The sequence below is a fragment of the Streptomyces pathocidini genome (assembly GCF_001418495.1).
Taxonomy (GTDB): domain Bacteria; phylum Actinomycetota; class Actinomycetes; order Streptomycetales; family Streptomycetaceae; genus Streptomyces; species Streptomyces pathocidini.
Window position 1 is genome coordinate 1 of the sequence record NZ_LIQY01000292.1, and the last position, 13020, is coordinate 13020.

Annotated in this window: 11 protein-coding genes; 5 read left to right on the forward strand and 6 right to left on the reverse strand. The window is 71.8% G+C overall.

Features of this window, described 5'->3' with window-relative positions:
- The first annotated feature begins 154 nt into the window (after positions 1 to 154).
- The 3 genes from AOK16_RS15215 (at position 155) to AOK16_RS15225 (ending at position 4063) form a co-directional block, all read left to right on the forward strand.
- Complete coding sequence (locus AOK16_RS15215; protein ID WP_107098355.1) at positions 155 to 517, forward strand: hypothetical protein; 363 nt, start codon at positions 155 to 157, stop codon at positions 515 to 517.
- 2 nt (positions 518 to 519) lie between these two features.
- Positions 520 to 792, forward strand: coding sequence for a DUF4031 domain-containing protein (locus AOK16_RS15220; RefSeq protein ID WP_055472789.1), 273 nt, complete (start codon positions 520 to 522; stop codon positions 790 to 792).
- Between the two features lie 202 nt (positions 793 to 994).
- Positions 995 to 4063, forward strand: coding sequence for a helicase C-terminal domain-containing protein (locus AOK16_RS15225; RefSeq protein ID WP_055472790.1), 3069 nt, complete (start codon positions 995 to 997; stop codon positions 4061 to 4063).
- A gap of 170 nt (positions 4064 to 4233) precedes the next feature.
- Here the strand turns inward: AOK16_RS15225 and AOK16_RS15230 are convergent, their stop codons facing one another.
- The 4 genes from AOK16_RS15230 to AOK16_RS15245 form a co-directional block, all read right to left on the reverse strand.
- The gene (locus tag AOK16_RS15230) at positions 4234 to 5022 is read right to left on the reverse strand and encodes a CPBP family intramembrane glutamic endopeptidase (RefSeq protein WP_240483577.1); all 789 of its coding nucleotides are present in this window, start codon (positions 5020 to 5022) and stop codon (positions 4234 to 4236) included.
- A 300-nt stretch (positions 5023 to 5322) separates the two neighbouring features.
- Entirely contained in the window at positions 5323 to 5637 is a 315-nt protein-coding gene (locus tag AOK16_RS15235) for a hypothetical protein (protein ID WP_055472791.1), read from the reverse strand.
- Between the two features lie 77 nt (positions 5638 to 5714).
- Positions 5715 to 6185, reverse strand: a complete 471-nt coding sequence (locus tag AOK16_RS15240) for a hypothetical protein (protein ID WP_157859223.1) — start codon at positions 6183 to 6185, stop codon at positions 5715 to 5717.
- A 717-nt stretch (positions 6186 to 6902) separates the two neighbouring features.
- A complete protein-coding gene (locus AOK16_RS15245; protein WP_079101409.1) occupies positions 6903 to 7232 on the reverse strand; it encodes a recombinase family protein in 330 nt (109 codons plus the stop codon).
- Between the two features lie 238 nt (positions 7233 to 7470).
- Between AOK16_RS15245 and AOK16_RS15250 the strand changes: the two genes are divergently transcribed.
- Positions 7471 to 9117 carry a DNA repair helicase XPB gene (locus AOK16_RS15250; RefSeq protein WP_055472794.1) on the forward strand — a complete coding sequence of 549 codons (1647 nt, stop codon included), beginning with the start codon at positions 7471 to 7473 and terminating at the stop codon, positions 9115 to 9117.
- Positions 9118 to 9222: 105 nt separating this feature from the next.
- On the opposite strand, the gene AOK16_RS15255 is transcribed toward AOK16_RS15250, so the two are convergent.
- On the reverse strand, positions 9223 to 9426 hold the full coding sequence (locus tag AOK16_RS15255) for a hypothetical protein (RefSeq protein WP_055472798.1): 204 nt from the start codon (positions 9424 to 9426) through the stop codon (positions 9223 to 9225).
- A gap of 531 nt (positions 9427 to 9957) precedes the next feature.
- Here AOK16_RS15255 and AOK16_RS15260 point away from each other — a divergent pair.
- Positions 9958 to 11988: a HelD family protein gene (locus AOK16_RS15260; protein WP_240483579.1), complete on the forward strand. Its 2031-nt coding sequence runs from the start codon at positions 9958 to 9960 to the stop codon at positions 11986 to 11988.
- A gap of 143 nt (positions 11989 to 12131) precedes the next feature.
- Here the strand turns inward: AOK16_RS15260 and AOK16_RS15265 are convergent, their stop codons facing one another.
- The gene (locus AOK16_RS15265; RefSeq protein WP_055472796.1) at positions 12132 to 12821 is read right to left on the reverse strand and encodes a copper homeostasis protein CutC; all 690 of its coding nucleotides are present in this window, start codon (positions 12819 to 12821) and stop codon (positions 12132 to 12134) included.
- Between the last annotated feature and the right edge of the window lie 199 nt (positions 12822 to 13020).

Consider the following 13020-nt stretch of genomic DNA (forward strand, 5'->3'; position numbering starts at 1 on the left):
GCCCTCGAGCGCGGAGGGCGCGGCCGCCTGTCCGGACCGCTTGGCCCGGACACCATCGCTGAAAGTTTCCTTCAGTTTGCTGCTCACCCTTGGAAGGTATTTTCACCTCCGGGTCGCGTCAACCCCTGTGGATAACCGCGTGACAATGGGACGCATGGACCTTGAGCAGGCACTGCACGCCGCCCGCGCCCTCGTGCTCGCCGACCTCGCGGCCGGAAACGTGGCCGAGGCCGACGTCGTCTCGCTCGTCGAGGACGCCGTCGCGCACCGGCGATGGTGGGTCGAACAGTGGCCGGAGGGTGCGCCGTTCGTGGCGGGGCTGGTCGCCCAGGACGTGCAGGACGCCCTGCTCGACAAGTTCGGCCGCTGGCCGGTCTGCCCGGTGTGCGTCGAGAGCACCGACCTGCACGCGCTCGACATCCAGCCCGAACTCGGCCCCGAACCGCACTGGGTGTGCTCGGAGGCCGGTGTCGTCGTCGCCCCCGTAGGGGGCCTGGGCGCCATCCTGGACCGTTGACCATGGCGGTCTACATCGACCCGCCGACCTGGCCCGGCCACGGCCGGATGTGGTCACATCTGGTCAGCGACGTCTCGTACGAGGAGCTCCACGCCTTCGCGGCGGCGATCGGCGCCCCGCGCCGGGCCTTCGAACGCGACCACTACGACGTGCCGAGCGAGCGGTACGGGGACGCGGTGCGGGCCGGTGCGGTGGAGGTGAGCAGCCGAGAGCTGGTACGGGTGCTGACGCGCGCGGGCCTGCGGAGGCGGAAGCGAAGCGACCGGTCGGGCTAGCGCGCCGGGTTGCCCATCGTGCGGCGAACATGGCGAACACACGGCCCACCGCATGGTGCGTGCGGGTGGAAGCGTGGCTGACCGTAGCCCGAGCCCGGGGGCGACCCGGGGTTGTGGTTGACGCGCGCGGTGCGCGTCAAGTGGAAGAGCCCTGGGTGCGAGGTGGCCCGCGCGCCGTGGGGTAACGGGTACCGTGGTTCGGATGGGCCGGGAGCGTGACCGGGAGGTGCGGGTGGCGTCGGAACGTCGTCGGGGAGCCGCCGCGGGGCCCCGCACGCTCGCGGAGGAGCTGCGGACGCGATCCGACGAGGAGCTCGCCGCGCTGCTCCGGGCGCGGTCCGACCTCCTCTCCCCGGTCCCCGGAGACCTCACCGCCCTCGCCACCCGAGCCGGAACCCGCGCCTCCGTCGTCCGCGCCCTGGAACGCCTCGACCGGTTCGCGCTCCAGACCGCCGAGGCGCTCGCCGTGGCGGCGGACCCCTGCTCGTACGAGACCCTGCTCGGCCTCATGGCGGGCGACGACCGCGCCGAACCCCCGGCCCCCCACGTCGTACGCGAACTCCCGCGCGCCGTCCGCACCTTGCGCGCTCAGGCGCTGGTCTGGGGCGGGGACGACCGGCTGCACCTGGTGCGCACGGCGCGTGAGGTGCTCGCGCCGCCACCGCCCGGCGCGACCGGAACCTCTCCCACCGGCCTCGGCCCGACCGTCGCCGAGGCCGCCGCCGGAATGTCGCCCGGCCGCTTCCAGGAGATCATCACCACCGCCGGGCTGCCGACCACCCACGACTCGGTGACCGCCGTCGAGTCCCTGACCGCGCTCTTCCGCGACCGCACGCGGATGGCCGCGCTGCTGGCCGAGGCGCCGCCCGAGTCCGGGGAGATCCTGGCCCGGCTCGTGTGGGGCCCGCCCTACGGGACCGTGCCCGCGCAGCCCTCCCCGCCCGTCCGCTGGCTCACCGCGCGCGGGTTGCTGCTGCCGACCGCGCCCGGCACGGTCGTCCTGCCGCGCGAGGTCGCGCTGCACCTGCGGGGCGGGCGGGCGCACCGCACGCCGGAGCCGGTGCCGCCCGCCGTCGCGGTCGCGGCCGAGCACCGGCCGCGGATCGTGGACGCGACCGCCGCCGGCCAGTCCCTCACCGCGCTGGGCACCGTCGAGGACCTGCTCAAGGCGTGGGAGAACGGCGGCCCGGCCGTCCTCCGCGCGGGTGGTCTGAGCGTGCGCGACCTGAAGCGGGCAGCGATCACGGTGGACACCGACGAGCCGACCGCCGCCTTCTGGCTCGAACTCGCCTACGCCGCCGGGCTCCTGGCCTCCGACGGCGAGGCCGACGAACGCTTCGCGCCGACCCCGGCGTACGACGAGTGGCTGCGGTCGCCCGCGGAGGCGCGGTGGGCGACGCTGGTCGCGGCGTGGCTGCCGGCGACCCGTACGGCGGGGCCGGTGGGCGGTGTGGACCCCAAGGGCCGCGCGCTGTCGGCCCTCGGCCCCGGCCTCGACCGCACCCCTGCTCCCGCCGTCCGCCACCGTGTCCTCCACCTCCTCGCCGCCCTCCCGGAGGGCGCGGCTCCGGACCACTCCGCCGTACTGGCCCGGCTGCGCTGGGAGCACGGCGGCGCGGCCCACGCCCAACCGAGCGCGGGGGGCGTCCAGGCCCAACCGGGCACCGGGGGCGCCCACGGCCAAGCGGGCGTCGGGGGCGCTGCGATGTCCGCGGGGCCCGGGGCCGGTGGGCGCTCCGCCTCCGGGACGGCAGGCGCACGCACGCGTGGCGCGGCCTTCGCAGACCGGGCCGGCGCGGCCCGCGTCTCCGGCACTGGAGGCATGACCGGTGGGGTCGGCGATGTGCCGGCCCCGCCACCGGACGACCTCCGCTCCCGCCTCGCCCGCTGGATGCTGAAGGAGGCGGAACTCCTCGGCATCACGGGCCGAGGAGCCCTCTCGGCCCACGGCCGGGCGCTGCTGGCGCCGGCTGCCCCGCAGACGGCGGCGGACGGCTTCGGCAAGCTCCCCGGAACCGAGCAGGAGGCGCCGCACGCCACGGCGGAGCGAGGTCAGGTCGGGGGTCGGCCGTCCACCTCCGGGGCAGCAGGCCCACGCGCGCGTGGTGCGGCCTCCGACGACCGTGCTTCCACCGGCCGTGCTTCCGCCGACCGGGTCTTCGGGGCCGGAGGCGCCACCGGAGCGGCCGGCGACACCGTGCCCGTGCCTCCGCCTCAACCTCCGTTTTCGGACAGCGGAGCGCGGGCCGCCGCGGTCTTCGCCGCCGCGCCGACCGAGCCGCCGTCGGACGGCGAGGCCGTCGTCGCGGGTGCCCGTGCCGCCGCCGTGCTCGCGCCCCTCCTCCCCCCTCCCCTCGATCACATCCTGTTGCAGGCCGACCTGACCGCCGTCGCGCCCGGGCCGTTGGAGCGGCCACTGGCCCAGATGCTCGGGGTGCTGGCGGAGGTCGAGTCCAAGGGCGGGGCGACCGTGTACCGATTCACGCCCGGATCCGTGCGGCGCGCCCTCGACGCCGGGCAGACCGCAGCGGACCTGCACGCGTTCCTCGCGCGCCACTCCCGTACGCCCGTGCCGCAGCCGCTCAGCTATCTGATCGACGACGTGGCGCGCAAGCACGGGCACCTGCGCGTGGGCGCCGCCTTCGCGTACGTGCGGTGCGACGACGAAGCGCTGCTCGCCGAGATCCTTGCCGACCGCCGCTCCTCGGGCCTGCGGCTGCGCCGCCTCGCCCCGACCGTGCTGGCCGCGCAGACCACCCCCGACCTGATGCTGGAGCGGCTGCGCGAGATGGGCTTCGCGCCGGCCGCCGAGTCCACCGAGGGCGACGTGCTGGTGGCGCGCGCCGACGCCCACCGCACACCGCCGCGCGCCGCGCCCGCCCCCGTACAGAGCGGGCCGCCCGTACCGGACGCCACCCTGCTCGGCGCCGCCGTCAAGGCGATCCGCGCGGGCGACCGCGCGGCCACGGCCGTCACGAGGCCCACCACCCCGGCCGCCGCGGGCGCCCCGGCCTCCCCTCCGGGGAGCGGCGGCCTGCCCCGGACGACCTCCGCCGAGACCCTCGCCACCATGCAGGCCGCCGCCCTCACCAGCAGCGCCGTCTGGATCGGCTACGTCAACGCGGACGGCGCCGCCAGCCAGCGCGTGATCGCCCCCGTGCGGGTGGAGGGCGGCTTCGTCACCGCCTACGACCACACCGCCGACGAGGTCCGCACCTTCCCCCTCCACCGCATCACCGGCGTAGCCGAACTCGCCGACGACCCGACCTGAGGCTGCCCGTGACGTGACCTGCGGCACGTGGGTTGGGGGATGGTCGGGGGCTTGCACCGCCTCCTCACCCACACCGCTCGTGAGGTCTGAGGCTGTGGGACGAGCCCGGTTGTTACCCGGCGCTACTGCTGCCGGGCGGTAAGAAGCGCACCGGGCAGGGCCTGGAGCCCTCAGCTTCGACGCGAGAGTCCCTTGCGGTCCGCGAGATGTGCCACCATCAGGCAGTACAGAGGGGCGAAGACAAGTTCGAGGATCAGGGCTTGCCAGGGAGCGTCAGCTGCGGTGCCGCTGTCAGCGAGTTCACCGAAAGCGGCTGCCAGCACTAGGCCCAGCAGGTTATTGGCGGTGTGGAGGGCAATGACCGCTTCCAGGCCGCCTGTGCGGATCACCAGCCATCCCCACCACAACGCGGAGTAGAACAGCAGGGCGAAGCCGGAGCTCTCACCCAGGCCATGGGCCAGCGCGAACAGCAGTGAGGCGAGCACAGTGCCTGGCCACGGGGAGCGCACGACCCGGCCGATTAGCTGGACCATCCAGCCCCGGAACACGTACTCCTCGGCGGCGGCCTGAAAGGGAACGACCGCGCACAGTACGGCCAGGCTCAGCAAGAGCGCGGGCCAGCCGGGAAAGCCTCGCTCTAGGGCAGCCCCCGTGTCGGTGTCTGACGTCCAGGCAAGGAGCAGCCCCAGTTGCACGGCCATCAGGGCGAAGGCTATGGCGGAGCAGCGGCCCAACCAGCCCAGGCGCAGTCGGCCGGTGACCGAGGAGAGGGTGCCGGCCGGGCGGCGGCCCACCCAGCGTACGACGAACCAGACGGCGGGGATGCTGGCGGCGAGTCCGATCAGCAGGGCTGTCAGGTTGGCGAGCGGATTGGTGAAGATCTGCTCACTGTCCGCTGGTGGTGGGTCGGTTTCCACCACAGCAGCGATGCCGATGCCGATCATGTTTGTCGCCAGCACGGCTGCCGTGATCAGGGCCGGAACCAGCAGGAACTCCGCCCACCAGGTGAGCTTGCCGAGGCGAGGGATCCTGCCCTGTTCGTGGTAGAGGGAGCCGGACGGGGCACGGGCTGGTCCAGGCCTGTGTGCAGGGGCCGGTGGCCACATGGGTGTCTGGTCTTGGCGCGTTGGCTGGGTATGGAGGTGCGGCTCGCTGCGGGGCGCGGGTGCCTCGGGCACGGAGAATCGTTGCCTTCTCTTACTCGGGCTGTGGCAGTTCCGGCTCGGCCTGCCAGTGCCTGACGGGAGCTGGGGCCGGAGCTAAAGGCCGCCGTTGGCCCATGTGAGGACGGTCAGGGCGGTCCAAAGGGCGGCGAAGATCCAGTCGAAGCCGGATCTCCAGGAGGGCAGCGCGATGCGAGTGAGGATGATGGTGGCGAGGACACCGACTCCGGACGCCCAGTGCAGGACTTGGCCGATGTCGGCAAGGGTGCCGCTGTGCCGGGCGTCGGCGACGAACAAGTACAGGAAACCGGCGAAGTGGATGAGGAGGAAGGCGCTGAGAACGGTCTCGGTGCGGTTCCCGGGCGACAGCTCAGTTGGCCTGTTGGGAGGAGGGGGCGATGAGGGAGCCATGGTGGAGGTCCTTACAGGAGGGCGATAGCGAGGGCCGGACACGAGAGTGCGTGTCCGGCCCCGGTTATGCGCGCAGATCAGATCTGATCGTGGATGAACTTCCACATCTGGTACTGAAGTTCAGCGCCCGAAGCATTCCAGAGGATCTTGATCGGGTTGTACCACTTGAGGTCGTTCACCCAGCTCCGGAACGTGGTGTACTTCCCAGCGGCCTTCTTCGCGGCCTTGACCGTCCCCGGACCGGCCCTCTTGATCAGGTTCCACAGCCCCCTGGCAACGCTCGCTCGGGATGCCTGCTGCTGCTCTTCGGTGGCGGTGCCCTCGGCCACTGCCTCAAGACCGGCCTGGGCAGCCGGGGTGAGCTCGGCACGGAACTCGGGGACGGCCAGCAGTGTGCGTGCCTCGGACGCGGTGAGCGTCGCCTGGGCCGTACTGGCGGAAGAGCTCGTCTGCCTGGCCTCTGATGCCTGGGCCAGCCCGGCCCCCGCCCCGAGAGTCACGGCGGCCAGGGCCGACACGGCCACCATGCGCAGAGTTCTACGATCCATGTACGATTCCCTTTGCGTTATTCATCACAAGGGGAGGAAGCCCGAATGGGCGACCTGAAAAGGCGTGGAAAACTGAAAGGGTCCCCCCGGACTTTCTCCCCCAGATGGTTTTCTTCAGACTGGCGACTCACAGTTCGCTCGGTCTGCCGTCAACGATTGAACCGGTCGGTCAAACCGGGTGTTAACGCGTCGGAACCTAACACGTTCCTTGATCTCCTCGCGAGGAGGCCAAGTGGAATCGCGCCATCGCGACCCAAGAAGGCTGGAAAGTATCGCTGGCGGATCGTCTCGAATTCTCTTGCCAGAGTGAGGAACTTCGCGGGCGCCACCCAACAAGGGCGGCCACTGCACGTGAGCGCGACGTGTAATCAGGAAGGTCCGATGATGCCCACCAGCCGCTATCTGCTCACCGCTGTGGTAACCGCCGCACTCGCGTTCCTTGCTGCTTTCGCCTTGGTTCCCTCCACCCGCCCCGTCTCTCTGTATGCCGCAGCCGGGTGCACGGCGGTGATGCTGGGACTGAGGAAGTCGCCGCGGTCGTCGGGTAGTTCTTCGGCAGGCAATCGCCGACCCAGGCCAGCAACGAAGCCGACCACTTCGAAGTGCTGCTCCGATCAACCTCCATGCGAGTCGTCATCTCCGGCCCCCGAATCCATCAGGGTCGGCCTGCTGACAGCCGCGCCTCGCTATGAACCCAAGCCCAGTACTCGTCTCTCGTTACCGTCGGTGGAGTGACCCTCGCGGCTGCAGATGCTCATGCGCGCTGGACACTCGCATGCCGATGGTGTCGGACTCCAGCTCGGCAAAGACCGCGATCACCTTCGCCATCGCCCGACTCGTGGACGACGTGAGGTCGAGCGGCTCCGTCGCCGACGCGAGCGCGACGCTCTGGTGCTCGGCGAGTCGCATGATCTCCGCGAAGTCGACCGTCGAGCGTGCGGGCCGGTCGATCTTGAAGAACACGATCACGTCCAGCTCGGCAAGCTTGGTCAGGATGCGTTGCAGTCCCGGCCGGTCAAGACCGCGCGAGAAACCCGAGACGTCGATGTCCTCCTCGGGCGGCTATGGCCTCCCAGCCGCGCGCCTCGCACAACGCCTCACGGGCCGCGCGCTGGCGTTCAGGCGAAGTCGTCTCGTCTGTTTCGCGGGATAGGCGAACATAGATAGCGGCGCGCATCCCCGGCGCGCTGGCCGGGATGCCCTTCCGGTGTCGGGCATGGGGCATAGCCCGTGCTGTGACAGGCGTTGGTTCTGTCGTGATTCGGCCTTGTTCCCGGAGGTATGTGTGTCCTGCCTAATCGTTCAGAGCGACAAGACGTTGCTGCTTGAGGTTGATCATGAGCAGGCGGGGGCGTGTCGTCGGGCCATTGCGGCGTTTGCCGAGCTGGAGCGGGCGCCGGAGCACATCCACACCTATCGCGTCACGCCCCTCGGGCTGTGGAACGCGCGGGCCGCCGGGCACGACGCCGAGCAGGTCGTGGACGCGCTCGTGGAGTTCTCGCGCTACCCCGTGCCGCACGCGCTGCTCGTGGACGTGGCCGAGACCATGGCGCGCTACGGGCGGCTGCAGCTGATGAAGCACCCCACCCATGGGCTCGTTCTGGTCACCACCGACCGTCCGGTGCTCGAAGAGGTGCTGCGCTCCAAGAAGATCCAGCCGCTCGTCGGGGCGCGCATCGACGCTGAGACCGTGGCCGTGCACCCCTCCGAGCGCGGACAGATCAAGCAGACCCTGCTCAAGCTGGGCTGGCCCGCCGAGGACCTGGCGGGGTACGTCGACGGTGAGGCGCACCCCATCGACCTGCGGGAGGACGGCTGGGCGCTGCGCCCCTACCAGCAGCAGGCCATCGAGGGGTTCTGGCACGGCGGGTCCGGGGTCGTCGTCCTGCCCTGCGGGGCCGGCAAGACGCTGGTCGGCGCCGGGGCAATGGCCACCGCCAAGTCGACCACGCTGATCCTGGTGACCAACACCGTCTCCGCGCGGCAGTGGAAGCACGAATTGGTCCGGCGGACCTCCCTCACCGAGGAGGAGATCGGCGAGTACAGCGGTGCGCGCAAGGAGATCCGGCCCGTCACCATTGCCACCTACCAGGTCCTCACGACCCGGCGGAAGGGCGTCTACCCGCACCTGGAGCTGTTCGACTCCCGCGACTGGGGTCTGATCGTCTACGACGAGGTCCATCTGCTTCCCGCTCCTGTCTTCAAGTTCACGGCCGATCTGCAGGCGCGCCGGCGGCTCGGGCTCACGGCGACCCTCGTACGCGAGGACGGGCGCGAGTCGGACGTCTTCTCGCTCATCGGGCCCAAGCGCTTCGACGCCCCCTGGAAGGAGATCGAGGCGCAGGGCTACATCGCGCCCGCCGACTGTGTCGAGGTCCGGGTCAACCTGACCGACTCCGAGCGGCTGGCCTACGCGACGGCCGAGACGGAGGAGAAGTACCGGCACTGCGCGACCACGGCCAGCAAGCGCCGCGTGACGGAGGCGCTCGTGGCGCGCCACCGCGGCCAGCAGACGCTCGTCATCGGTCAGTACATCGACCAGCTCGACGAGCTCGGCGAGCACCTGGACGCCCCGGTGATCAAGGGCGAGACCACCAACGCCCAGCGCGAGAAGCTCTTCGAGGCGTTCCGGCAGGGCGAAATCGGGGTGCTCGTGGTGTCCAAGGTCGCCAACTTCTCCGTCGACCTGCCCGAGGCGACGGTCGCCATCCAGGTGTCCGGCACGTTCGGATCGCGGCAGGAGGAGGCCCAGCGCCTCGGCCGCGTCCTGCGCCCGAAGGCGGACGGGCATCCGGCCCTCTTCTACTCGGTCGTCGCCCGCGACACCGTCGACCAGGACTTCGCCGCCCACCGGCAGCGCTTCCTGGCCGAGCAGGGGTACGCGTACCGGATCGTGGACGCGGGCGATCTCCTGGCGTCTGACGAGGTCTGACGAGGTCTGACGAGGTCTGACGAGGTCTGAGGCGAGGGTCGCCCTGGTTCCCGCCAGGACACGGCTCGCGTCAAGTCAGCCGCCTGTCACCACGCGCACAAGGCGTCACGTACGTATCACCGGTGAGCGATCCACGTATTCGCCGAGGACGGCCACGCGGAACGCGGTCGAGAGGTAGACGCGGATCGCGCGCAGGGCGTCGCCCAGGATGTGCCGGCGGTGGGCGGTGGTTTCGGGGCCGAGGGCGGAGGCGCCTCGGCGCGGGGAACGAGGGGAACGGTGGGCCGGAGAGAACGGTGCGCTGTTCATGTCCTCCATGGTGTCCGCCACCCGTCCGGAGCACATCGGACCACAGTCCCTATTCCGGGAATCCGGCCCTCACTCCGTGGCGGGAGGAATGCGGTACTCCGCCCCCTACCAGGGGGTGACACCGGGTTGCCGACCCCTACGAGGAGTCGAGACAGCGCTTTCCGGGGTGGGGCGAAATCCGTTCGCCGGAGGCCGCGCCGCTGACTACAATCGCCCGTCTGCCCGCCGCCTCCCGCGCATCTGCGAGAGAGCGTCGTGCCGCCCGCACGGAAACCGGGTGGCTCCGCTCGTCACTCGTACCCACCTCGTGTCCTACCCGGAGGCACCGCCGTGCCCGCGCACGCCCAAGACCAGGCACCCGACCAGGCCCGGACCGCCGTCCGCGCCGCCGACGGCCACCCCGCCACACCTGCCACCCCCGACAGCGCCGCCGCCCCGCTCGACCACGAGCGCGCTCACCTCGCCACCCCCGTCGGCGAGGCCAACCCCCTCGACCGCGAGCGAGTCCACCTCGCCGCCTCCCGCGCCGCGTTGCGCGCCATGCGCGCCGACGTCGAGGCCCTCGACATCGCCGACGTCACCGCGAACTGGGTGAACGCCGCCGTCCTCCAGCACCAGATCGACGAGCGCGTCAAGGCCCTCGCCGACCACGCCCACACCCCGCTCTTCTTCGGCCGCCTCGACTATCTGCACGCCCCCGGCGCCGAGTCGGCCGAGGGCGGCGAGGGGGAGCCCCCTGCCGGAGGCGGAAGCCAGGAATGGAGGTGCTACATCGGCCGCCGCCACGTCCATGACGCCGACGGCGACCCTATGGTCATCGACTGGCGCGCGCCCGTCTCGCAGCCCTTCTACCGGGCTTCCAAGAAGGACCCCCTCGACGTCGCCCTCCGCCGCCGCTTCGGCTACACCGGCGGCGAACTCACCGCGTACGAGGACGAGGACCTCACCGACCCCGCCGAGGCCGAGAAGGGCGTCGCCAGCAAGCTGCTCCAGGCCGAGATCGAGCGGCCGCGCGTGGGGCCCATGCGGGACATCGTCGCGACGATCCAGCCCGAGCAGGACGAGATCGTACGAGCCGGGCTCGGCGGCACCGTCTGCGTGCAGGGCGGGCCCGGCACCGGCAAGACCGCCGTCGGTCTGCACCGAGTCGCCTACCTGCTCTACGCCTACCGCGAGCGGCTTGCACGCACCGGCACCCTTGTCATCGGGCCGAACCGGTCCTTCCTCCACTACATTGAGCAAGTGCTGCCCGCGCTGGGCGAGTTGGAGGTCCGGCAGGCCACGGTCGGCGACCTGGTCGCCCACCGCACGCGCGCGGAGGTGCGCGGCGAGGACCGCGCCGCCGCTGCCGCGCTCAAGGGCGACGCGCGCATGGGCGAGGTGCTGAGGCGCGCGGTGCGCAGCGGGGTGACGATGCCGACCGAGCCGTGCGTGGTGGTGCGCGGGTCGCGGCGCTGGCGCGTGCCGGCGTACGAGATCGAGGAGCTCGTACGGGAGTTGCTGGCGCGCGACATCCGCTACGAGGCCGCCCGCGCCGCCCTGCCGCAGCGCATCGCGCACGCCGTACTCGTACGGATGGAGGCCGCGGGGGAGGCGCCGGACGACCGGGTGCAGGACACGGTGGCGCGGAACGCGGCCGTGAAGGCGGCCGTCAAGGCCGTCTGGCCGCCGGTGGATCCGGCGAAGCTGGTCCTCAGGCTGCTGTCCGAGCCGGACTTCCTGGCGGAGCGGGCGGAGGGGCTGCTCACCGCAGAGGAGCAGAAGCTGCTCCTCTGGGAGAAGCCGGCGCGGAGTGTGAAGTCGGCCAAGTGGTCGGCGGCGGACGTGGTGTTGATCGACGAGGTGGCGGATCTGGTCGAGCGGACGCCGTCCCTGGGGCATGTCGTCCTGGACGAGGCGCAGGACCTCTCGCCCATGCAGTACCGGGCGGTGGGGCGCCGCTGCTCGACCGGGTCCGTGACCGTTCTGGGAGACCTCGCCCAGGGCACCACCCCCTGGGCGACCGGCAGTTGGGGCGAGGCCCTTGCCCATATGGGCAAGCCGGACGGGCGGATCGAGGAGCTGACGGCGGGGTTCCGCGTGCCGAGGGAGGTCATCGCGTACGCGTCCCGGCTGCTGCCGGAGATCGCGCCGGGGCTCGCGGAGGTGACCTCGGTACGGGAGTCGGCGGGGTCCTTGGAGATCCGGCGCGTAGAGGCCGGGGAACTGGACGGGGCCGTGCTCGCGGCCTGCCGGGAGGCGCTCGGGCGTGAGGGGTCGGTGGGGTTGATCGCGGCGGACGCGCGCGTGGCGGGGCTTGCCGGGGCGCTCTCGGCCGCGGGGGTGCCGTTTCTCGCCCCTGGCGAGGAGGCATCGGCGGTGGTGCGGTTGACGCTGGTGCCGGTGTCTTTGGCCAAGGGGCTCGAATACGATTACGTCGTGCTGGACGAGCCGGCGGCGGTTGTGGCTGGGGAGCCGGATGGGCGCACGGGATTGCGCCGCCTGTATGTCGCGCTCACGCGCGCGGTGTCGGGGCTGTGGGTCGTCCATGGTGCGGACCTGCCAACACAGTTGGCGGCGTAAGCCGCCGAGATCCGCGCCGCGCGGCGCGGATCTCGGCGGCCAGCGGGTCCGCCACGCCGTGGGGTGTGTTCGGTGCGCCGTGGTTCGGCCGCCTGCCCACGCCGGAACGGAAACGCCTGCTCGCCGGGGCGTGGCGTGGTGGGTTAGAGGGCTGTTCGCCATTGCTCTACGGCGGTGGGGGAGACCGGGTGGGACCAGCCTTCTGGGCGGGCGGCTGTGCCTACGTGGAAGGCGGTGATGCCGGCCGCGCGGAGGGTGGGGAGGTGGTCCAGACGGAGGCCGCCGCCTACCAGGAGGCGCGGCTCGTACCCGGGCTCGCCCGACTTCGCCGCTTCGGCGAGCAGCGTCGGCAGCCCCTCGTCCACCCCGGAAGGGGACCCCGCCGTCAGGTACGTGTCCAGCCCCGGCAGCCCGGCGAGTTGCTTGCGGAGCGTGTCGCGGTGTGTGGCGTGGTCGATCGCCCGGTGGAACGTCCAGCGGCAGGGCTCGATCACCGCGACCAGTTCCTCGACCGCCACCAGGTCCGGGTGCCCTTCGTGGTCCAGGAAGCCGAGCACGAACTCGTCCGCCCCCTCCGCGCGCAGCGCCTCCGCCTCTGCGCACAGCGCGTGTAGCGCCCGCGCGCCGCCCGCCGCGAAGCCGGCCGACGGCCGCAGCATCACGCGCAGCGGGATGTCCACGGCGGCGCGGATCTCCGCGAAGACCTCGCGCGGGGGCGTCAGCCCGTCGGCCGCCATATCCGTGACCAGTTCGAGGCGGTCCGCCCCTCCGGCCTGCGCCGCGGCCGCGTCGGTCGCGTTGAGGGCGATTACCTCGAGAATTGGTCTAGACATATATCCAAGGTTGCCATACCGGTGGCCACCACCGATAGAGAGGTCCGCACCTCGTACGCGTACCCACGCGCGCGCACCGCCCACACAGGACCCCCGCGGGTGTGGCTCCGATGGGAATCCGGGATGGAGGCGTCCAGGCGGGACGGAACCCGCGCGCGTGGCGTCCGGGCGCTCGCGGCCGGCGGCAGGACCCTGGTCG

Coding starts and splice junctions, on each gene's coding strand:
- AOK16_RS15215 (WP_107098355.1), top strand. CDS start 155: ATGGACCTTGAGCAGGCACTGCACGCCGCCCGCGCCCTCGTGCTCGCC.
- AOK16_RS15220 (WP_055472789.1), top strand. CDS start 520: ATGGCGGTCTACATCGACCCGCCGACCTGGCCCGGCCACGGCCGGATG.
- AOK16_RS15225 (WP_055472790.1), top strand. CDS start 995: ATGGGCCGGGAGCGTGACCGGGAGGTGCGGGTGGCGTCGGAACGTCGT.
- AOK16_RS15235 (WP_055472791.1), bottom strand. CDS start 5,637: ATGGCTCCCTCATCGCCCCCTCCTCCCAACAGGCCAACTGAGCTGTCG.
- AOK16_RS15240 (WP_157859223.1), bottom strand. CDS start 6,185: ATGGATCGTAGAACTCTGCGCATGGTGGCCGTGTCGGCCCTGGCCGCC.
- AOK16_RS15255 (WP_055472798.1), bottom strand. CDS start 9,426: ATGAACAGCGCACCGTTCTCTCCGGCCCACCGTTCCCCTCGTTCCCCG.
- AOK16_RS15265 (WP_055472796.1), bottom strand. CDS start 12,821: ATGTCTAGACCAATTCTCGAGGTAATCGCCCTCAACGCGACCGACGCG.